The organism is Pseudomonas fulva NBRC 16637 = DSM 17717 (assembly GCF_000730565.1).
In the GTDB taxonomy this organism is placed as follows: domain Bacteria; phylum Pseudomonadota; class Gammaproteobacteria; order Pseudomonadales; family Pseudomonadaceae; genus Aquipseudomonas; species Aquipseudomonas fulva.
In genome coordinates, this window is sequence record NZ_BBIQ01000016.1 from 14,659 (window position 1) to 36,552 (window position 21,894).

The 21,894-nt window shown below is 63.5% G+C and carries 13 protein-coding genes; 3 read left to right on the plus strand and 10 right to left on the minus strand.

Annotation, left to right across the window (positions count from 1 at the left end; genetic code table 11):
• Positions 1 to 21 precede the first annotated feature (21 nt).
• The 4 genes from lon to PFU01S_RS15860 all read right to left on the minus strand — a co-directional run bounded on the left by lon (position 22) and on the right by PFU01S_RS15860 (position 8,636).
• On the minus strand, positions 22 to 2,442 hold the full coding sequence (gene lon / locus PFU01S_RS15845; protein ID WP_027915375.1) for an endopeptidase La: 2,421 nt from the start codon (positions 2,440 to 2,442) through the stop codon (positions 22 to 24).
• A 134-nt stretch (positions 2,443 to 2,576) separates the two neighbouring features.
• Positions 2,577 to 4,988 (minus strand): glucose/quinate/shikimate family membrane-bound PQQ-dependent dehydrogenase, encoded by a 2,412-nt coding sequence (locus PFU01S_RS15850; protein WP_028687583.1) that lies wholly within the window; start codon positions 4,986 to 4,988, stop codon positions 2,577 to 2,579.
• Between the two features lie 27 nt (positions 4,989 to 5,015).
• Complete coding sequence (locus tag PFU01S_RS15855) at positions 5,016 to 6,350, minus strand: carbohydrate porin (protein WP_028687584.1); 1,335 nt, start codon at positions 6,348 to 6,350, stop codon at positions 5,016 to 5,018.
• A gap of 240 nt (positions 6,351 to 6,590) precedes the next feature.
• The gene (locus PFU01S_RS15860) at positions 6,591 to 8,636 is read right to left on the minus strand and encodes a TonB-dependent receptor (protein WP_028687585.1); all 2,046 of its coding nucleotides are present in this window, start codon (positions 8,634 to 8,636) and stop codon (positions 6,591 to 6,593) included.
• Positions 8,637 to 8,796: 160 nt separating this feature from the next.
• Between PFU01S_RS15860 and PFU01S_RS15865 the strand changes: the two genes are divergently transcribed.
• Together PFU01S_RS15865 and PFU01S_RS15870 are read left to right on the plus strand one after the other, a co-directional pair.
• Complete coding sequence (locus PFU01S_RS15865; RefSeq protein ID WP_027915371.1) at positions 8,797 to 9,018, plus strand: VF530 family protein; 222 nt, start codon at positions 8,797 to 8,799, stop codon at positions 9,016 to 9,018.
• Between the two features lies 1 nt (position 9,019).
• Positions 9,020 to 9,643 carry a Pr6Pr family membrane protein gene (locus PFU01S_RS15870; RefSeq protein ID WP_027915370.1) on the plus strand — a complete coding sequence of 208 codons (624 nt, stop codon included), beginning with the start codon at positions 9,020 to 9,022 and terminating at the stop codon, positions 9,641 to 9,643.
• Positions 9,644 to 9,783: 140 nt separating this feature from the next.
• Here PFU01S_RS15870 and PFU01S_RS15875 read toward each other — a convergent pair whose 3' ends face one another.
• The 5 genes from PFU01S_RS15875 to PFU01S_RS15895 form a co-directional block, all read right to left on the minus strand.
• Positions 9,784 to 10,545 (minus strand): siderophore-interacting protein, encoded by a 762-nt coding sequence (locus PFU01S_RS15875; RefSeq protein WP_027915369.1) that lies wholly within the window; start codon positions 10,543 to 10,545, stop codon positions 9,784 to 9,786.
• Positions 10,538 to 11,074 carry a PadR family transcriptional regulator gene (locus PFU01S_RS15880; RefSeq protein WP_027915368.1) on the minus strand — a complete coding sequence of 179 codons (537 nt, stop codon included), beginning with the start codon at positions 11,072 to 11,074 and terminating at the stop codon, positions 10,538 to 10,540. Before PFU01S_RS15880 ends, PFU01S_RS15875 begins: the two co-directional genes overlap by 8 nt.
• Before the next feature lie 84 nt (positions 11,075 to 11,158).
• A complete protein-coding gene (locus PFU01S_RS15885) occupies positions 11,159 to 14,308 on the minus strand; it encodes a transglycosylase domain-containing protein (RefSeq protein WP_027915367.1) in 3,150 nt (1,049 codons plus the stop codon).
• Between the two features lie 125 nt (positions 14,309 to 14,433).
• Positions 14,434 to 16,053, minus strand: a complete 1,620-nt coding sequence (locus tag PFU01S_RS15890) for an FMN-binding glutamate synthase family protein (RefSeq protein ID WP_027915366.1) — start codon at positions 16,051 to 16,053, stop codon at positions 14,434 to 14,436.
• A gap of 29 nt (positions 16,054 to 16,082) precedes the next feature.
• A complete protein-coding gene (locus PFU01S_RS15895) occupies positions 16,083 to 20,411 on the minus strand; it encodes a DEAD/DEAH box helicase (protein ID WP_042139670.1) in 4,329 nt (1,442 codons plus the stop codon).
• A gap of 131 nt (positions 20,412 to 20,542) precedes the next feature.
• On the opposite strand from PFU01S_RS15895, the gene PFU01S_RS15900 reads away from it, so the two are divergent.
• Entirely contained in the window at positions 20,543 to 20,956 is a 414-nt protein-coding gene (locus PFU01S_RS15900) for an NUDIX hydrolase (RefSeq protein WP_028687586.1), read from the plus strand.
• On the opposite strand, the gene metR is transcribed toward PFU01S_RS15900, so the two are convergent.
• Positions 20,940 to 21,857, minus strand: a complete 918-nt coding sequence (gene metR / locus PFU01S_RS15905) for a transcriptional regulator MetR (protein ID WP_023535218.1) — start codon at positions 21,855 to 21,857, stop codon at positions 20,940 to 20,942. The genes PFU01S_RS15900 and metR overlap by 17 nt on opposite strands.
• Between the last annotated feature and the right edge of the window lie 37 nt (positions 21,858 to 21,894).

Here is a 21,894-nt window from a genome sequence, read left to right on the forward strand (position 1 = left end):
CACAGCCCCTGCTCCTGTACTTCAGAAAAGCACTTTGGCGACGTCGGCAAAGCGTTTGGCGAAATGCACCGTCAACCCTTCACGCAGGTAGTCGGGCAGTTCCTCGAAATCGCCGCGATTAGGCTCGGGCAGGATCAACTCGTGGATCTTCTGCCGGCGCGCCGCGATGACCTTTTCACGCACCCCACCAATGGGCAGCACCTGCCCGGTCAAGGTCAGCTCGCCGGTCATGGCCACACCTTTCTTCGGTGCCTGATCCCGTGCCAAGGACAGCAGCGCGCTGGCCATGGTAATGCCGGCACTCGGACCGTCCTTGGGGGTAGCACCCTCGGGTACATGCAGGTGAATGAACGCTTCGTTGAAGAAGGCCGGGTCGCCGCCAAACTGCTTGAGGTTAGAACTGACATAGCTGTACGCGATTTCAGCCGATTCCTTCATGACATCGCCGAGCTTGCCGGTCAGCTTGAAACCGCGGTTGAGCGTGTGAATGCGCGTCGCTTCGATTGGCAGTGTGGCACCGCCCATGCTGGTCCAGGCAAGGCCCGTGATCACACCTTTGCCCGCCAGCACCTGCTCACTGCGGAACACCGGTATGCCCAATGCGCCTTCCAGATCCTTTGGTCCGATTTTGAGCTTGGCGGTGGGGTCTTCAAGCAGCTTCACCACGGCCTTGCGCACCAACTTGCCCAACTGTTTTTCCAGCTGTCGTACGCCGGCTTCCCGGGCATAGCCTTCGATCACCAGGCGCAAGGCGCTGTCGGTGATACTCAGGCTGCTTTTGGCCACACCCGCCTTGGCCAGTTGCTTGGGCCAGAGATGGCGTTTAGCGATGGCCAGTTTTTCTTCGGTGATGTACCCGGAGAGGCGGATGACCTCCATGCGGTCGAGCAGTGGACCGGGGATGGAATCCAAGGTATTGGCGGTGCAGACGAACAGCACCTTGGACAGGTCCAGGCGCAGGTCCAGATAGTGATCGAGGAAGTCGACGTTCTGCTCGGGGTCCAGGGTTTCCAGCAGCGCCGAGGCCGGGTCGCCTTGGTAGCTTTGCCCCATCTTGTCGATTTCGTCGAGCATGATGACCGGGTTCATCACTTCGACATCCTTCAGGGCTTGCACCAGCTTGCCTGGCTGGGCCCCGATGTAGGTGCGGCGATGCCCCTTGATTTCGGCTTCGTCGCGCATGCCGCCCACGCTGAAGCGATAGAATGGGCGGCCCAACGATTCGGCGATGGACTTGCCAACGCTGGTCTTGCCCACCCCTGGCGGGCCCACCAGCAACACGATCGAGCCACTGATCTCGCCTTTCCATGCCCCAACGGCCAGAAACTCGAGGATACGTTCCTTGATATCGTCCAGCCCCGCATGATGCTGGTCGAGCAGCTTGCGGGCGTGCTTGAGGTCGAGCTTGTCGTCCCCGTAGATACCCCAGGGCAGGGCTGTCGCCCACTCCAGGTAGTTTCGGGTCACGGCGTATTCGGGTGAGCCTGTCTCCAGGATCGCCAACTTGCCCATCTCCTCGTCGATGCGCTTGCGTGCCTGGTCCGGCAGGGTCTTGCCTTCGAGCCGTTGTTCGAACTGCTCGAGGTCCGCGCTGCGATCATCCTTGGTCAACCCCAGTTCCTGCTGGATGACCTTCAGTTGCTCCTTGAGGAAGAATTCGCGCTGATGCTCGCCAATCTGCCGGTTCACCTCGGCGGAAATTTCATTTTGCAGGCGAGCGACTTCAACTTCCTTGCGCAGCATGGGCAGCACTTTTTCCATGCGCTTGAGCATGGGCACGCAGTCGAGCACCTCTTGAAGCTGGCTGCCGGTCGCCGAGGTCAACGCGGCGGCGAAGTCGGTCAGCGGGGAGGGGTCGTTGGGGCTGAAGCGGTTGAGGTAATTCTTCAACTCTTCGCTGTACAGCGGGTTGAGGGGCAGCAGCTCCTTGATGGCGTTGATCAGGGCCATGCCATAGGCTTTGACCTCGTCGGTCGGGTCGGCCGGTTGGCGCGGGTAGTCGACTTCAACCAGATAGGGCGGGCGATGGTGCTTGAGCCAGGTCCGAATACGTACCCGCGTCAGGCCCTGGGCCACGAACTGCAATTTGCCGTTTTCCCGGCTGGCATGGTGCACCTTGACCAGGGTGCCGTACTCCGGAAGGGCCTTGGTGTCGAAATGGCGGTGGTCTTCAGGCGGCGTGTCCATGAAGAACAGCGCCAGGCAGTGGTCGGGAGACTTGGCCACCAAGTCCAGCGTCTCGGCCCACGGCTCTTCGTTGACGATGACCGGCAGCACCTGCGCCGGAAAGAACGGGCGGTTGTGAATGGGGATCACATAGACCTTGTCCGGCAGCTGTTGTCCAGGCAGGGCCAAGGCATGGCCGGTTATCGGCTGGCTACTGGTATGTTCGACTTCGTTGGAATCGTCGGCGTGTTCAGGGTAATCCTGCTGGTCGCTCATGGGGCACCTGCGTGAATGACTATGGTGCTTAGATGGGGCAAGGCAGGAAGGGTTTCAAGCCGCTGCCGGGCAGTGGCGTGCGCGCATGAAAAAGCGGAGCCTGCAAGGCTCCGCTTTTGGTGACACCGTGCCGGTTACTCGGCGAGTTTGTAGGCGATGATGTAGTCGCCCATCTTGGTGCCCAGCGAGCCGTGGCCACCGGCCACGATGAGCACGTACTGCTTGCCGTCCTTGCCGGTATAGGTCATTGGCGTGGCCTGGCCGCCTGCTGGCAGGCGGGCTTTCCACAATTCCTTGCCGTTGTTGACGTCATAGGCGCGCAGGTACTGGTCCAGCGTACCGCTCAGGAAGCCTACGCCGCCGGCGGTGACGATCGAGCCGCCCATGCTGGGTACCCCAACCGGCAGGCCGATTGGGACCGGCGTGCTGTCGCGGGTAGTGCCGTTCTTGTGCTTCCAGACCACCTTGTTGGTGAACAGGTCGATGGCGGCCACATAGCCCCAGGCAGGCGCCTGGCACGGCACGCCCAGCGGCGACATGAACGGGTGCATGGTGACGGCATAGGGTGCACCGGTGTTCGGTTGCACGCCGCTGGTCTCGCTCTCGCGCTTGCTACCGTCCGCAACCTGCTCACGGGGGATCATCTTGGAGACGAACGCCATGTAGTTGGGCGATGTGAACAGCAGTTGACGTACCGGATCGACCGAGACGCTGCCCCAGTTGAACACACCCACGTTGCCTGGGTAGATCAGCGAACCCTGCTCCGATGGCGGGGTGTACTGGCCTTCGTAGCGCAGCTCGCGGAACTGGATGCGGCACAGCATCTGGTCGAACGGCGTGGCGCCCCACATGGCCTGTTCGGTCAGCTCAGGGCCGAGCAGGTTGAGGTCCGAACGGGCCTGGGTCGGCGAGGTGTGATCGCCCTTGACCGCGCCTTGCGGGGTCGGGATTTCACGGATCGGCACGATCGGCGTACCGTCACGACGGTCCAGCACGTACAGGCTGCCCTGTTTGGTCGGCACGATGACCGCAGGCTTGACGCCATCGTCGGTCTTCAGGGAGACCAAGGTAGGCTGGCTGCCCACGTCCATGTCCCATAGGTCATGGTGGGTGAACTGGTAGTTCCAGCGGGCCTTGCCGGTCGCCAGGTCCAGGGCGACGACACCGGCGCTGTATTTCTCGGCGCCTGGCGTGCGGTCAGCACCCCATTGGTCCGGCGTCTGGTTGCCCAGTGGCAGGTAGATCATGCCCAGGTCTTCGTCGACGCTGGCAATCGACCACATGTTGGCCGAGTTGCGGCTGTACATCTTGCCCGGTGCCAGTGGCGCGGTGTCGTCCGGGTTGTTGCTGTCCCAGTTCCACACCAGGCGGCCGTCGTGTACGTCGTATGCGCGGATCACGCCAGACGGCTCGCTGGTCGACTCGTTGTCGGTCACGTGACCGCCAATGATCACCAGGTCGCGCGTGATGGCCACAGGCGACGTGGAGTAGTAGCCACCTGGCGTGAATGGCCCAAGGCCGGTGGTCAGGTCGACACTGCCCTGGTTGGCAAAGCCTTCGCAGACCTTGCCGTTGTCGGCATTGATGGCGATCAGGCGCGCGTCGGCAGTTGGCAGATAAAGACGGCGCGGGCAGGCCTGAGCCACGGCCTTGCCAGCATCGCTGATGGTCGGGGCAGGGCTGCCGTCACGGCTTACGTAGCGGTTTTCGTCATAGTACGAAACGCCACGGCACGTCATGTGGGCGAAACCCTTGAAGGTGCCCACCGGGCTCTTGATCTGCGGGTCATAACGCCAGATTTCAGCACCGGTGTCCGGGTCCAAGGCCAGCACGCGGCTGTGGGCGGTGCAGGCATAGAGCATGCCGTTGGCTTTGAGCGGCGTGTTTTCGTTGGTCAGTTCCACCGGGTCGTTGTCACTGGGCAAGTCGCCGGTGCGGATACGCCAGGCCTCTTCAAGGCGGTAGGCGTTTTGCGCGGTGATCTGGCGCAGCGGCGAGTAACGGTCGCCGTGCTCGGTGCGGCCGTAGGCATGCCACTCGCCGTCGGGCATGGCCGGGGCGGTGCTGGCCATTTCGCTGGTGTCGCGACCCAGTTCGCCATACACCTCACCGGGGTGGGTGAACTGACTGGCGACGGCGCAGGCACCCGATGCCACCACGGCAACGGTGAGCAGGGCCGTGTTGGCTTTGCTGGCTGGCCCGATCAACGGACGGCGCGACCAAGGCAGCAACAGCACTACACCGATGGCGAACCAGATGGCCAGACGCGGTACCAGTTGCCACCAGTCCAGGCCCACTTCGAGCAGTGCCCAGACCGTGCTGCCCAGCAACACGACGGCGTAGACACCCAGGCCGATGCGGCGCTGGGCCAGCAGGAGGGCGCCAGACACGGCAAACCCGATGCCGGCGATCAGGTAATACAGCGACCCGCCCAGCTGACTGAGCTTGATGCCACCGGCCAGCAGTGCCAGCCCCATCAACAACAGCAGGACGCCGATCAGGCGGGGTAGCCAGCGGCTTCCCTTGTTGGCACCTTCAGTGCTCATCGCATGTTCTCCGTTTGATATGTGTTTTTAGAAAGTGCTCTGGATTTTCAAGCCGCCGACCAGGGCGTTGTCGACCTGCGACACGCCGCCGGGGTGGCGGATGTATTGCAGGTTCGGTCGCACCGTGAGCCAGTCGGCCAGGTGAATGCCGTAGTACAGCTCGGCGCTGTATTCGGTGTCCTGTACTGGCAGGAAGCCAGGGTTGTCATAGTCGTAAAGCCCCGCGGCCTGGTTGGCCAGCCGGGCATTCTTGCGATAGGCCGGGTTGACATGCACACGGGCGACTGCAAGGCCGATGTCGTCCTTGGCCCGACTGTCGAACGGCCCTTTGAATACCAGTCCAGCCTGCACATAGTTGTCGATGGCATTGGTTTTCTTGTCATGCATCGTGGCGTTGGCGAATACGCTCAAGCCACGCGAGGCGTCCGATGCCAGCGCAGTCACCTGCTGCTGAGCGCCCAGCCACACGCCGTGCTTGCTTGAGCTGCTGCGGTAGGCGGCACCGCTGATCGCTGCCGACTGCCCGTCGCTGTCCTTGAGTACATCGCTTGCCTTGGCATTACTGTAGTAGTACCCGGCGCGATATTCCCCTTTCATGCCTTTGATACGCGGGCTCCACACCAGTTCGATTGGCATCACCGCGCCTTGGGTGCCGCTGCCGCTGAGCTTGAAGCCGTTGCCCGACTCCAGGTTGGACGGGTTCTGCTCGAACACGCCAACCTGCGCGAAGAGGCTGTCGCTGAGGTTGTAGCGCACGCGCAGGGCCCACTGGCTGACGGGCCAGTTGTACCAGATGCCACCTACCCAGTTGCCCACCTGAGAGCCACAGAAGGCCAGGTTTTGGAAGTCGCAGGGGAAGCTGTTGAAGTCTTCACCTTCGCCAAAGCGGCCAAACTTGACGTCCAGCGCGCCGTCGAAATATTTCTGCTTGACCCACAGCTGCGTCAGGCGCCAGGTCTGACCGCGGCCCCACACTTCCTGCGCCGAGGTGAAGCCACCGACGCGGGGGTCATTGATGCGGTCGTTGCTGATGTTCTGGCCATGGCGCTCGGTGACCGTGAGCTGGAACTCGGCGTCGCGCCAGCCGAAGATCTTTTCCAGGTCCATGTGGCTGCCGAAGGTGAACTGGTCACTGTAGCGGGCCGTGCGGTTGTGGTCGTAGCCACCGCGCAGGTTGCTGCCCATTTCGCCTGTGTAGCCCAAGGTGAAGTCATAACCTTGGTCGAGCAAGGCGGTACGGTGCCCGGCCCAATCACCGAACATCCAGGGAGAGTCACTGGCAAACGGCTCGTTGGCGTAGGCTGCGTTGGCCATGGCCGCTAGGGCGAAGCCGAGGTAGCAGGATTTTGGCAGTTGAAGCATGAGGTAGCGCTGTCTTCTGATTGTTGGAAAAACGGCAAGCGCATCGACAGGCAGGCCCTGGCAATGGGTTGACGAAGGGGGTAAATGGGTGAAGCGATTCAGCTTGGGGCGGGGAGGATATAGGGTAAAGCGTGGGAAAAAAAGACAAAATGTCGCAGTGCATTGTTACCCTTTGGGTAACAGTGCACTCAAATGGGGCGCGTGGCGCCCCATGTTACCCGTCGTGGCAGGCGGGCTACCTCAGAAGGTAGTGCGCAGGCCTACTTCCACGCTACGCCCCGGGGCCGGTGCGATATCACGCAGGATCGAGCTGGCATAACGCACCGTCTGATCCGTCAGGTTCTCACCCCGCACGAACGCCAGCCACTGGCTGTGGCCCACGTCGAACCGATAGCCCACGCTGGCGCCCAGGGTGGTATACCCATCGGTGCGGGTTTCATTGGCCGGTTTGCGGTGTTGAGCGGCGGCATGCTCAACGTCCACTCGCGCCTGCCAGCGGTCGAGCTCCCAGACCAGGCCGCTGTTCAGGCGCAGCGGGGCGATTCGTGGCAGGGGCTCGCCGGAATCGAGGTTCTTGGCCCTGGTGTAGTCACCCGACAATTCGAGCGCAAAGCTGCCATAGCGGTTCTGCGCCAGCTGCCACCGGTCTTGCGCCTCGATGCCGTAGAACCGGGCCCGAACACCTTGGTACTGGTATTCGGGAATGCCGTCGTGGTCATGGTCGTGGTCATGATCTTCGCCTTCATGATCATGATCGTGACCATCGCGCAGGTTGCCGGTGCCGATCAGGCCGATATAGTTGCGAAAATGGCTGTAGAAAACGCCCACGCTGCCTTTGTGCGTGCCGTTGTCAAAGCGCAGTGCCAGATCGCCCGAAACTGCCTTTTCCTTGTTCAGGCTGGCATCGCCCACTTCATAGGCGCCGGTAGCCACATGTGCGCCGTTGGCATAGAGCTCATAGAAGGTCGGCGCCCGCTCGGTGTAGCCCAGGTTGGCGGCGAGCGACCAGATCGGGTCCAGTTGGTACACGGCACCTGACGACAGACTGAAGGCGTTGAAGCTGCTGGCGCTGTCGGCGTCTGCGAACTGCGCGTTGCCCTTGCCGTCCGGGTCGACGCGGGTGTGCTCCATCCGTGCCCCGAGGCTCAAATCCAGCCGGTCAGTGGCGTGCCATTGCTCCAGCAGGAACAGTGCAAAGCTGTCGGTATCGGTATGCGGCACGAACGCTTCTTCGCCCAGCGCTGAGAATTCGTTCCGGCTGACCTGCGCTCCCAGCACCCCTTCCACGGGACCCAAGGGTTGGTGGCGGGCCTCGACACGGGCTTCATAGCCCTTGTTCTTGAACGTGGTATGAACTTCGCCTTCTTCGATCTCACGATGTTGGTAATCGGTATACCCGGCATCGAGCTTCACCGAGCTGAACGGGCCGTCCAGGTCGCTAAACTGCGAGGCGAAGGCATAGTGGTCCTGCTCCATGTCCAGCCGAACGCCGGGCTCAGTCACCGAACCGTAGTTGCTGTCATAACGGCTGTAGGACAGGCCGGCATAACCGTGGTCCCAGTGGTAGGCACCGCCCAGTGCGCCGCCGTCCTGGCGGCCGTCGCTGTTTTCCAGGCGATGCTTGCTGCCGGGTGCATCGGCATCGCGGACCTGGGCGCTGCGTGCAAAGCCTGGGATGCGCAAATCATTGTACTGACGGGCGTTGGCATCCACGTGCAGGGCGAAGGCACCGTTGCCGGCCTCCAGCTTGCCGGCACTGCTGCGTGTGGTGTCGGCGCCACCGTAGCGCAGCTCGCCGGCGCCCTGGATGCCGTCGATAGGGGTATCGGGAATGCGGTTGTCGAACGTGTTCACCACGCCGCCAATGGCGTTGCCGCCATAGAGCAGGGCAGCGGGGCCCCGGACGATTTCGATGCGTTCGACAGTGACGGGGTCAAGGGGCACGGCGTGGTCGTAGGACAACGACGAGGCATCCAGCGCGCCGACGCCATTGCGCAGCAGGCGGATGCGATCCCCGTCCAGGCCTCGAATGATTGGGCGGCTCGCCCCTGGCCCGAACCAGGTGGAGGCCACACCTGGCTGTCGGTTCAGGGTTTCCCCCAGGCTGCTGTGCTGTTGTTGCAGCAGGTCAGTGCCTTCCAGCACCGTGCTGGGGCTGGCCAACTGGGCGCTGCCCAGCGGGTTGGCAGTGATGACCTGAGGCGAGAGTTCAACCCCCTGGCTGTTTGAGGTAACCATGCAAAGTGCTAGTGCGAGGGGAGAAAGGCGAAGCGGTGAGTGCACCATGAGCGGTAGCGGTCCTTGGCAGAGATGTTTATTGTTACAATATAACATCTCTATTTCAGCATAGCCTTGCCGCACGCCGCCAGCCTTATTTGTCCCGTGCAGGGTGCGCGACGATGCCTGCACTGGTGTAAGGTGCGCATCTTTGTACCGGAGCCTTGGCATGAGCACTGCCCAACACAACGCGCTGCACGGCAAGACCCTCGAGCAGATCCTGACCGAGCTGGTCGCCCACTATCAATGGCAGGGGCTGGCCGAACGCATCGATGTGCGCTGCTTCAAGAGCAACCCGACGGTCAAGTCGAGCCTTACCTTCCTGCGCAAGACCCCGTGGGCCCGCGAGAAGGTCGAGCAGCTGTACATCAAGCTGCAGCGCCAGGCCTGACATGCAGCGTCACCCGTGGTTGAGCACCATGGCCATGCTGGGCTGGCTAGGCCTGAGCGTGCAGGTATACCTGGTGCTCTGGGGGCGATGGCAGGAGCAGGCGAGCCTGATAGGTGGACTGATCAACGTGTTCGGCTACTTCACGGTGCTGACCAATACGCTGGTGGCCACTGTCCTGAGCTATGCCGCATTTGGCCGGGAAGGGGCGAGCAGGCGCTTTTTCCTGTCTCCTGTGGTCAGCTCGGCGGTGGCGGCGAGCATCGTGCTGGTGGCGCTGGCGTATAGCCTGTTGTTGCGCCATCTGTGGCAGCCCGAGGGTTGGCAATGGCTGGCAGACGAGCTGTTGCATGACGTCATGCCAGCGCTTTACGCCTTGTACTGGTGGTTCGAGGTGCCCAAGGGCCGATTGCGGCTGCACCACCTGGGGCTATGGGCGTTCTATCCTGCCGCCTATTTCGCCTACGCGTTGTGGCGTGGCAGTGAGATTGGCGTCTACGCCTATCCCTTCATCGATGTTGCCACCCTGGGGTATGCCCAGGTGATGATCAATGCGCTGGGTGTGCTGGCAGGGTTCTGGGCAATCGCCGGGGTGCTGCTCATGCTTGACAGGTGGAGAGCGGGATGAGGCAGGGCGTGCCGTCAATCAGGCAAATCAGGCAGCCATCAAGTCTGCGCAGCACCCCAGGGATTTGAGCACCGCGACGGGCATTGCCAGGGCCGCCGCAGCCCCGTTGGCCTTGATTGACTGGCCTTGGCCATAGCCTTTCAGTCGTCGCTTGCTGAACCTTCGGCGCGCCAGTAGGCGGCAGCCTTGAGAGCGTCCTGCGCCACACCTTTGCTGATCAGCAATGTCTTGACCTGACGCGTCAGGTTCTTTTCCAGCGCTACCCAGGCGTACAAGGTCCCCTCGGGTAATGGCAAGGCCTCGACCGTGGCCACCAGGTCGTCCCGACCTCGTACGGACCAGGTCACGTCCACCTGAGCTTGGCTGGGCAAGGGCTGACGCTCCTGCTCATCGTGAACCTGGATGACGGCCACCACCCGTCGTCCCGCAGGCAGGGCTTCAAGACGGCGGCCAATGGCCGGCAAGGCAGTTTCGTCACCGATCAGCAGGTAGGCCTCGAAGATGTCCGGTACCACCATCGAGGCACGTGGCCCGGCGATATCCAGGGTTTGCCCCGGCGCCGCCTGCGCCGCCCAGGTCGAAGCGGGGCCATCGCCGTGCAGCACGAAGTCGATGTCCAGTTCGTTGGCTTGCAGGTCGATGCGCCGGGGGGTGTACTCACGCATGGTGGGCCGCTCGCCCCCTTCCCGATTGAGCGTGCGGGCATCAATGGCGTGCTGCTGCTCGGCAGTCTCGGCAAACAGCAGCTTGATATGGTCATCCGTGCCCAGGCTGGTGAAGCCCTGTAGCTCGGGGCCGCCCAGTGTCACGCGGCGCATGCGCGGGGTCAGGTCGGTCACACGCAGCACGTTCAGGCGGCGCTGGCGAATCTCGTGGTTGACGCGGTGGATGGCTTCACTCATCAGCGCTCTCCTGGTCAGGGGCATGGGGGCCGCCAGCGATGGCTTTGGCGGTCACGTTAAGCAAGTCGCGGACGCGCTCGATTTCCTCAGGTGTCCAGCGGCCATGGTGCATGTGCAAGGCGTGGCGCAGATTGCCCACGGCCTCGTGAATCTCAGCGGGGCGGTCGTGACCCCGCAGGGCATGCTTGCTGACTTCGATACGCACGCGTAACCCGTCCAGTGCCACGGCCTGCTCGGTCAAGGCGCTGCGGCCCGTGTCGGTGATGGTGTACAGCCGCTTGCTGCCTTGAGGCTGACCCTGGATGAGTTCGGCCTCCTCCAGGAAGTTGAGCGTGGGATAGATCACCCCTGGGCTCGGCGTATAGCTGCCATCGAAGCGTTTTTCGATTTGCCTGATCAGGTCGTAGCCGTGTCCTGGCTGTTCGCCCAAGAGTGAGAGCAGCAGCAGTTTCAGATCGCCTGGGGCGAACACCCGAGGGCCGCGTTCGCCGCGGCCGGGTTTGCGTTCGAAGTTTTCGGAATCGCGCATGCTGGAAAGTGCCTGTTCAAGATATATCTCAAGATAGTACTCAAGATGTATCTTCGGCAAACCACAAATGCTGATGATTCTTATCTACCCGTTCGATACATCCTCAGGTGAACGGGCAACTACGCTTGCCTGCTGCGGGGGGATGCATTCGTTAGGGTTGCCCGGCTGCAAGTAGGGCATGAGGATCGGCGCCATGCCCTTGAGCACCTGCACCGGCAGCGCAGAGGTGAACTTGAAGGCTTCCGCCGAGCGTCCGGGCACGAAGGCAGTCAAGGTGCCGAAGTGGTTATCGCCCAGGAAGAACACGAACGTCGCGGTGCGGTTAAGCGACCGTGAGCCTATCAGGCGGCCTCCGGCGCCGAAGCTCTCGATGCGGTTGTCGCCCGTTCCGGTCTTGCCGCCCATGACCAGAGGCGTGCCATCCTTGAGCATGAAGCTGCCGGAAATGCGCCGCGCGGTACCTGCGTCCACCACTTGCGACATGGCGCCCTTGAGCGCGCGCGCTACCTCGACCGGCAGTATCCGCACACCACGATCCGGGTCGCTGATCAGTTTGGTCTCGTACGGCGTGTCCGCTGCAAAGTGCAGGGTATCGATGCGCAGTGTCGGCAGCCGTACACCGTCGTTCTGAATGATGCCCACCAGTTCGGAAAGCGCGGCAGGCCGGTCACCGGAGCTGCCAATAGCGGTAGCCAGCGACGGGACCAGGTGATCGAAGGGATAGCCCACCCGCTTCCAGCGCTGATGAATGTCGAGAAACGCCTCGATTTCCACCATGGTCCGGATGCGGCTGTCCCGTGCGCCCTGGTGACGGCTCTTGAACAGCCAGCTGTAGACCTCCTGGCGTTCGAAGCGGCTGGCGTTGATCATTTCGCTCAAGGTCGATGCAGGGTGCTTGAGCAGGTAGCCCAGCAGCCACAGGTCCAGCGGGTGGACCTTGGCGATGAAGCCCTGGTCAGGCAGGTTATACCGCCCCGGGCCGTAGGCATCGTACATCTGTACCAGACGGTCGTCGGTCAGTTTGCTCTGGGCGAGCTTGCTGTCTTTGCTATGGGCCCGCACGAAGGCGTTGAACGTGGCCTGGCCAGCCTCAGGGAACAGGTAGCGGTGCACGGCCGCCAGGCGCTGGGGTGTCACGCGCATGCCGTCGAGGAAGGTGTCCAGGCGTTGCTGCGAGGTCTTGCGCTGGTACTTGCGCCAGAAACGCATCAGGTAGCTGGTCCCTTCCTTGTCGGCGAACTTTGCCAGGTACTCCTGCCGGCGCGGGTCAGCATCGTCCTTGAGCAGCGGCACCCTGTTCAAGGGCTGCTGATAGGTGACGTAGCGCACCACGTCGCGCATCAGGCGGATGAACGGCAGGTTGATCGATTCGCGCAGGGCGTCCTTGAGGGTAGGGTTGCGGCCGTTGTCTTCCTTGCGAAAGTTATTGAACACGTGCATGCCGCCGCCGGTGAAGAAGGATTCGCCAGTGCTGGCCGAATACTTGCGCTCAAGGGCGGCGTCGAGCATCGCGTCCAGGCTCTGGTTTCTGCTGTTTTGCATCAGCCAGTCCAGTGACCAGCGGCTGATGACGTCCAGGTCGGCGACCTCGACTTTCTTCAGCTCGGCCGCAGGCTTGCCGGCGTACTTGTCATGCAGCTCGGCGACGATTTCCAGGTAGGTGGTCAGCACCCGAAGCTTGGCGGTCGAACCCAGTTCCAGCTTGCTGCCTTCGTTGATGTCGAAGGGCTGGTCGGTGCTGTCCGTCTGGACCCGCACGCGTGAGCCATCGGCAGTGCGTTCGAACAGGGTGAAACTGTAGCTGACCTGGTCGGTGGTTTTGGCAGTCAGCAAACGCTCGCCAATCAGGCCGATCTGCGCGGCGAAGGCCGGGTCGGCCAGATGCTTGAGGTACTCGCTGACTTGCAGCTGCAGGTCAGCCTGCAAGGTGCTGGTGGCGGAAAGGTCCAGACGGTCGAGGTCGTACAGCGGGCGGTTGAGCATGGCCGAAAGACGGTTGCGGGCCAGGCTGATGCCCTTGTTGGTGACGATAGGCACGATGGTCGGCTGCGCGACCCAGTCACGGTAGACGGCCTTGCTGGCCAGCGCGGCATCGGCCAGCGCCTGAGGGATGATCTGGTTCGCTGCCAGCACACGAACGTGGGCGTCGGTCAGCTCGGCAAGTTCCACGCGCCCCTTGGAGAGGTAGTGCGATGGCCGGCGCTGGGCAATCATCAACGACAGCACCTGACGCAGCGCAAGGCCGCGGGCCGCCAGGCTCTGCGCATCCGTGGCGGTGTCATTGAGCGCGCGGTTGACGTGCTCGAAGTCTGCTCCATACCACACGCGCAGGCCTTCGGCCATGCCGTGGACTTCACCATGACCCGGCACGGCGGACAGCGGCACGCTGTTGAGGTAATCACGCACGATGCGCTGGCGCGCCTCGGTGGTGTCCGGTCCGCCCTGATAGGCGCGCACGCTGGCAGAAATCATCTGCCTGATCTTCTCGGCGCCCGACACGGTCAACCCGTCGGGTGAATGGCGGTACTTCTCCAGCTGGGTGGCCAGGGTACTGCCGCCGGCGGATTGGCCAGGCAGGGCCAGGTAGCGCGCGATCTGGCTGTAGGCAGCCTTGGCGAAACGCGGCCAGTCCACTGCCGGGTTATTGCGCGGATCACGGGTATCGAGCAGGTCGCGGTTCTCGATGAACAGCAGGCTGTTGACCACGACCGAGGGAATCGAGGCGAAGTCCGGGTACAGGTACTGGGGATACTGATACTGGTAGAGCATGTCGCCCCGGCAATCGGTAATCGCCAGACCTGCCTGGACCTTTTCGATATAGGGCGCGAACAGCCCATGATCGACGTAATTGACCAGCGCCGGCGAGAATCGCACTTGTTGGCTGATCAGGTAATCGCGCTTGAGCAGGCGCGGCAGGAACTCGCCGAGCGAGCTATAGCCCAGGCGCTTATCGAACGGTCCTTCGCCTGGGTACACGATCGCATCGCTGGGACCAGGCTGCAGCGAGTAGGTCAGGGTGCTCGCCAGCTTGCTGAACTCGCGCGATTGCAGCTCGGACGTGCGGAACTCTTCATAGGCCGCGAAGCCGACAGCGCCAGCGCCCACCAGCAGAATCAGGATGATCAGACGCCACCATAGCCGGCGCTGACGAGGGGACTTGGGTTCTGGCGTCTCGGCAGGCGTTTGTTCGGGTGCTTGCTTGGTGTTTGGTTCCGTTTGCCACAGTGCGCCCATAATCGTCTATCCAGCCAGGTATTTTCGTCTTGCTTGCCTGAAGCTTAGACGTTGCGCCGGGTATGTGAAAATTTTGTGGAAACTGCGGAATAAAGCGGGTGCGCGGCAGGGCCGCGCTCAAGCATTCAGGCGGCTACCTCGCTGTTGGGCTCAAAGCTGTCCGCTCGGGCCAGTTGCCACATGCGCGAATAGAATTGCCCATCGACCTCACCGGTCAGTAGCTCGCCCGGCTTGAGGAACACATGCATTTGCGAGAACAGCTTGATCTCGGTGGCTGAAATGCGCCGCACCAAGTGCTTGGCTTCGAGCTGCGACGGGTGTTCCAGCCCAGCTGCAGCCAGCATCTCGGCCAAGGCACGCAGGGTGTTGCGATGGAAGTTCAGCACCCGTTCGGCCTTGTCCGGCACCACCAGGGCACGTTGGCGCAGCGGATCCTGCGTGGCCACACCCGTCGGGCACTTGTTGGTGTGGCAGCTCTGGGACTGGATGCAGCCGATGGCGAACATGAACCCCCGCGCGGCGTTGGCCCAGTCCGCACCGATGGCCAGGACGCTGGCGATATCGAAGGCGCTGACGATCTTGCCGCTGGCTCCGAGCTTGATCTTGTCGCGCAGGTTCAAGCCCACCAAGGTGTTGTGCACGAACAACAGGCCTTCGCGCAGCGGCACCCCGATATGGTCGGTGAACTCCACGGGGGCGGCCCCGGTGCCGCCTTCCTTGCCATCGATCACGATGAAGTCAGGCAGGATGCCGGTTTGCAGCATGGCCTTGGCGATGCCCATGAACTCCCACGGGTGACCCAGGCAGAGTTTGAACCCCACGGGTTTGCCGCCCGACAGTTCACGCAGTTGGGCGATGAACTGCATCATTTCGATTGGCGTGGAAAACGCGCTGTGCCGCGATGGCGAGATGCAGTCCTCGCCCAGCGGGACGCCGCGGGTTTCGGCAATTTCCTGGGTGACCTTGTGTTTGGGCAGTATGCCGCCATGCCCAGGCTTGGCGCCCTGGCTCATCTTGACCTCGATCATGCGCACCTGCGGGCTGCGTGCCTGCGCGGCAAATGCCTGCGGGTCGAAACGTCCGTCCGAGGTGCGGCACCCGAAATACCCGCTGCCCAGTTCCCATACCAAATCACCGCCGTGCTCGCGATGGTAGGGGCTGATGCTGCCCTCACCGGTGTCGTGGTGAAAGTTGCCCAGTTTCGCGCCTTGGTTCAATGCGCGAATGGCGTTGGCGCTGAGCGAGCCAAAACTCATGGCGGAAATGTTGAAGATCGAAGCTGAATACGGCTGGCTGCACTGCGGGCCGCCGATGGTGATGCGAAAGCTTGCCGGGTCAGCCAACGGCGCCGGGCGCATGGAGTGGCCGATGAACTCGAAGCCGGACGCGTAGACGTCGATCAGGGTGCCGAACGGTTTGTCCGAGACCTGGTTCTTGGCCCTGGAGTAGACCAGCGAGCGTTGGGCACGGGAGAAGGGCAGGGCGTCGCTGTCTGCTTCGAGCAGATACTGGCGGATTTCCGGGCGAATGGTTTCCACCAGGTAGCGGATGTTGCCCAGGATCGGGTAGTTGCGACGCACGGCGTGGCGTTTCTGCAACAGGTCGAACAGGCCTATCAGGCTGAGCAGGCCGGTTGTCAGGGTGAAGGGCCACAGCCATTGGTGGTGGATCAATGGCAGGGTTGCCAGGGTAAACACGATGCAGATGGCGAACACCGCATAACGGCTGAGAAGTGACAGGCTCATACAGGGTCCTTGCGATGGCTCGGTCAGGCTCACGGCCTGGGTTGAGCCCCGACCATAGCCAACTTGTCCGTCCCTGCAAAGGCCGTGTCGCGCAGCAGCAACTGCCGCCACTGCGTCTGCTGCGCCGCGCAAGCCTCGACCAGGTAGTCGTAACGCTTGCCCACCCGCGCAGCCACCGGCACGCCGTCGCGGTAGAGCAGCCGGTTGCCGCTGGTGGCAGGTACCTTGGCCCCCGGCAGCAACGTGCCGATCAGGTTCAGCGGATCACTGGCGCTGACCACCACCAGTGTGCCGTCCGCCGCTTGCCGGCGAACCTGGCGCAGCATTGCCACGGCTTCGGGCAAGGCGAACTGTTCGCCGGACAATCCGGCAATGAAGCGCCCGCCCCGTATTTCCCCACGCGCCTCCAGGCGATGGTAGCAGCGCAGCAGATCACGCCAGGGCGGCAGCACATCGCTCTCACGCGCCAGCAGGCGCCAGCACATCACCCCGTAGCGCTGCAGCAGCAGGCGAGCAAGGTGTTCGATGCGCTGATCCTGATCCAGCTCGGCTTCGCTGCGCGCCAGCAGGGCCCAGCGCCCTGCATGGGCCATGCTGCTGGACAAGGGCAGGTGACCGAAGCGAGGCCGACGCGTGGTGCGCCGAGCGGCCGGGGTGATCAGGCTGCGCAGCCCGGTGAAGCTGTCGGCATTGGCCAGGCCTGCACCGACCAGCGCCTGCAAGGCCGTTTCCAGTTCGCTGGGGAGCAGGCGGGCCTCTTGGGCCAATTCGTCGAAGAACAGTGCACCCCGGGTTTTCAGGGCGTCATGCACCCGCTGGGCGCGTGGTCCCAAGGTGTCGAGACTCGGGGGTGGGGCCAGGCTTCGCCACAGCTGCAGGTGTTCGCGAGGCAGCAACACCACAGGCGTGCTGGCCACCGTGCTGGCTGACACGGTGCTTGCCAACCGGCTCCAGGCGAACTGCCCGCTGCGGCAAGCCTCGTCGAGCCAGCTGGGGCTGTAATCGCGTACGCGCGCCGGCAGCACGTCGGCTTCCCACGCCCCGGCCGCACTTGGAAATCCCTGCAGCTGGGCCAGCACAGCAGGCAGCGCCTGCGGCCCTTGCAACCGTTGCCCCGGATCAAGGTGTTGCCAGTGAAACAGGAAACGCATGAAGTCCTGCAGGCTGACGGGCTCGATCTCCCGGCGCAGGCGTTTGACGGTATAGCGGTGAATACGCGCCAGCAGGTGGCGTTCGCACCACTGTGTGGCTACTGCATCCGGGCTGAAATGGCCCCGTAGCACATGGCCTTGGGCCTCGAGCCGGGCCAAGGCCTGTTCCACCTCAGCGATGGGCTTGCCCAGCGGCGCCGCAAGCTGGGCGACGGTGACAGGCCCATGGCCGCTCAGCCGGGCACGCAGCAATTCGGGCAGCGCCAGGCCGTGGTCCACGGGCTGATCGAAGCCAGGCAGCGGTTCGACGGCAGGCACCAGAGGGCAATCGGGGTAGACGGCTTGCAACAGCGTCAGGCGCTCACGGGCCAGCCACAACGCCTGCTCAGGCAGGTAGACGGCCCGGCCCCGCTTGGCCAGCTGGTCAAGCAGCGTACGCCAGCGTGAGCCTGCCTGGGCTTCTGTCTGGCTGATGGCGCCCAGGCTCATCAGCGCTTCATGCATTTCATCAGCGTTGACCGGCTGCGGCCAAGCCTCGGCTGCCACCGCCGCGATCGCATCCGCATCCAGTGCACCCAGCTCATCGCCTGACTGCACATCCGCCCACCGGCGATTAAGGACCGCCTGGGTACGACGCTCTTCAATCGGGGCATCATCCAGAAAGGTGTAAGGCCTGGCGTTGAGAATGGCTGAGGCCAGCGGCGAGGGCGCCGGCAGGTCGCATGCCAGCAGGCGCACGGCACCGCTTTCCATGCGCCGCAGCAACACCAGCCAGCCCTTGCTATCCATGGCGTCGTGCAGGCAGTCGTCGAGGGTCTGACGAACCAGTGGGTGGTCCGGCACCTGCCGTTCACCGGGCAGATTCTCAAGGCAGGCGATCTGATCGGGGAATACCGAGGCGATCAGGTCCTCGCTTTTCATGCGCTGGATCTGCGGCGCAACTTTGCGACCACCGGCAAAACGCGGCAAGGCCATCGCCACACCCGCGTTCCAGCGCCAGCGCACACCGAACAGCGGGGCGTCGAGCACGGCCTGGATCAGCACCTGCTCGGCGCTGCGGCTGTCGAGGTAGCGCCACACTTCGTCGAGGGCGAAGCTGTGGCTGGTTGACAGCGACAGCACGATGGCATCTTCACTGGCTGCCGCTTGCAGCTCGACATTGAAGGTACGGCAGAACCGCTTGCGCAGGGCCAGCCCCCAAGCGCGGTTGATGCGGCTGCCGAACGGCGAGTGAATGATCAGCTGCGTGCCGCCTGACTCGTCGAAGAAGCGCTCCATCACCAGGGTGTCCTGGGAGGGCAGGGCGCCCAGTACCTGCCGCGTACGGGCCAGGTAGTCGAGCAACTGTTCGGCACAGCTGGCGTCCAGTTCGAAGGTGGCTTGCAGCCAGGCCAGCACGTGCGGCAGCGAGCCACCGGCGTGTTGCAGGCGGTCATCGATCTGCCCTTGCAGCCTGGCCACGGCAGCGCTGAGCTCGCGGCTGCGCCCAGGGGCTTCGCCTAGCCAGAACGGGATCGTGGGGGGCTGGCCGTGTGCGTCTTCGACCCGGACTCGCCCGGCCTCCACGCGCAGGATGCGATAGGACGCATTGCCCAGCTGGAAGATGTCGCCAGCCATGCTCTCCACGGCGAAGTCTTCGTTGACGCTGCCGATGTTCAGCGCCTGGGGGTCGAGCATGACGGCGTAGTCGGCATTGTCGGGAATCGTCCCGCCACTGGTCAAAGCGGTGAGCTGGCTGCCACGGCGCCCTCGAACCATGCCGCTGACCGCATCGCGGTGCAGGTACGCGCCGCGCACGCCCTGACGGCCGTTGTAGCCTTCGGCAAGCATGCCGAGCAAGGCGTCGTAATGTTCGTACGCCAACGTGTCGAACGGCATGGCCTGGCGCAGGCAGTCGAACAGCGCTCGCTCGTGCCAGGTCTGGTTGCTGGCCTCGGCGACGATCTGCTGGGCCAGTACATCCAGCGGCGCCTGCGGTACCTGTACTTCATCCAGCTCGCCGCGGCGCACGCAATCGAGCAGCGCCACGCACTCGATCAGGTCGTCTCGCGATGTCGCGAACAACCGTCCTTTGGGCACCCCGTCCACCTGATGCCCAGCACGCCCCACGCGCTGCAGGAACGCTGCGATCGAGCCGGGTGAAGCGACCTGGCACACCAGGTCGATGTCGCCGATGTCGATGCCAAGTTCCAGCGAGGCCGTGGCCACCAGCACCTGCAGCTCGCCGGCCTTCAGGCGCTGCTCGGCACTCAGGCGCCTCTCCTTGGACAGGCTGCCATGGTGAGCGGCCACCGCCGCCGCGCCCAGCCGATCGCTCAGGTGACGGGTGATACGCTCAGCCAGCCGCCGGGTGTTGACGAACACCAGGGTGGTGCGATGCGCACGGGCCAGTTCGGCCAAACGATCGTAGACCAGCCCCCAGGCATCCTGGTCGAGCACCGCCCCCAGTGGCACGGGTGGGATTTCGATGGCCAGGTCACGTTGACGCGCGTGCCCCACATCGACGATGGCGCAGGCCCGCCCGCTGCCCACCAGAAACTGCGCCACGCGTTCGACCGGACGCTGGGTGGCAGACAGGCCGATGCGTCGCAGCGGACGGTCGCACAACGCTTGCAGGCGTTCGAGGGTCAGCGCCAGGTGGCAACCGCGCTTGTTGCCGGCCAGGGCATGGATCTCATCGACGATGACGGTGTGCACCGTGCGCAGGCCTTCACGTCCAGAGGCCGAACCCATCAGCACGTACAGGGACTCCGGGGTCGTGACTAGAATGTGCGGCGCCTGCTTGCGCATGGCGATACGTTCTTTCTGGGGCGTATCACCGGTGCGCACCGCCGTGGTGATGGTGGGGGCTGCGTGCCCTTGCGCTTGGAGCGCGCGCTGGATGCCCTCCAGCGGTACTTGCAGGTTCAAACGGATGTCGTTGGACAGGGCTTTCAAGGGCGATACATAGACGATTTGCGTGGTGGCGTGCAATGTGCCGCCCTGCTCCAGCCCCTGGCGAAACAGCGCGTCGAGCACTGCCAGGAATGCACTGAGCGTCTTGCCTGAGCCGGTCGGCGCTGCCAGCAGCACGGATTGTCCCGCCTGGATGAGCGGCCAGGCCTGGGCCTGGGCATCGGTCACCGACGGATAATGGCCTGAGAACCAGGCCGCAACGCCTGGATGGAACAGCTCAAGTACTGGATGGTTCGCGGCAGGAAGCGTCATGAGAAGGTTATGAAGGGTACAGGCCAGGTTGGCAAGTGACCGTTCGTCCGCCTGTGTCCGAGCCTGGCAGTGGCCTTGTCACGGTCGGGGAGGCATGGGATGCTCGCCGCCCATTTTCAGGGAGATCACCCATGGCCAATATCATCCGCATTGCCGCCGCATTATTGCTGGACCCGCAAGGTCGCACCCTGCTGGTGCGCAAGCGCGGCACCCAGGCATTCATGCAGCCGGGCGGCAAGATCGATGCAGGCGAAACCCCGGTTCAGGCGCTTGCCCGGGAGCTGCTCGAGGAACTGGGCCTGCAGATCGACCCCGCCAAGGCCGTGCGCCTTGGCCAGTTCAGTGCCCCGGCCGCCAATGAGCCGGGGTTCGAGGTGCAGGCCGAGCTGTTCCGGGTGGACTGCGCGGCAGCGGTACTGCCGGCGGCCGAAATCGAGGAGATCACTTGGCTGGCCGCTGACCAGACGCCAGAAATGCCCTTGGCGCCCTTGACCCGTGATCTGATCCTGCCGCTATACCACCAGTTGCTCAGCGTACCGCGCTGACACCGTCGAGGGTGGCGAACGAAGTGTCCTTGGCCGTCAGTAGAAAATCGCGCATGTAGGGCGCATCGAGCATGTCGGTGCGCACGGCCGCGTAGAGTGTCGCGAACAGGCCTTTTTCGCCCAGGCGCTTGCCTTTGACGTAGCCGCGAGAGCTGTATTCGTGCAAGGCCCAATGGGGCATGCCGCACACGCCCCGGCCGCTGGCCACCAACTGCATCATCATGACCGTGAGCTCGGAGGTGCGTACGGCCGCAGGTTCGATGTCGGCTGGCTCCAGGAAGCGGGTGAAGATGTCCAGACGGTCGCGTTCCACCGGGTAGGTGATCAGGGTCTGGTCCGCCAGGTCCTGGGGCACCATGTAGGGTTTGCTGGCCAACGGGTGTTGGTTGGCCACTGCCAGCATGGCTTCGTAGGTGAACAGAGGAACGTAGGTGATGCCGGCCAGGTCCAGGGGATCGGAGGTCACCACCAGGTCCAGGTCGCCACGGGCCAAGGCGGGCAAGGGCGCGAACGCGAAGCCTGACGCCAAGTCCAGTTCCACTTCAGGCCAGGCATCACGGAACTGATCGATGGTGGGCATCAGCCACTGGAAACAGCTGTGGCATTCGATGGCCATGTGCAAGCGACCGGCCGTGCCCCCCGCCAGTCTGGCGATATCGCGCTCGGCGCCACGCAACAGGGGAAGCGTGGCGTCGGCCAGTTGCAGCAGGCGCAGCCCGGCGCTGGTGAAGCGAATGGGCTTGCTCTTGCGCACGAACAACGTCAGGCCCAGGCGCTCTTCCAGCTCCTTGAACTGGTGTGACAGGGCCGACTGGGTCAAGTGCAACCGCTCGGCCGCTTCGACCAGGCTGTCTGCCTCGCGCAGGGCATGAAGGGTTTTCAGGTGGCGAATCTCCAGCACAGCTGACTCCGGGGGTAAGGCTGAGGGTGAACATCAT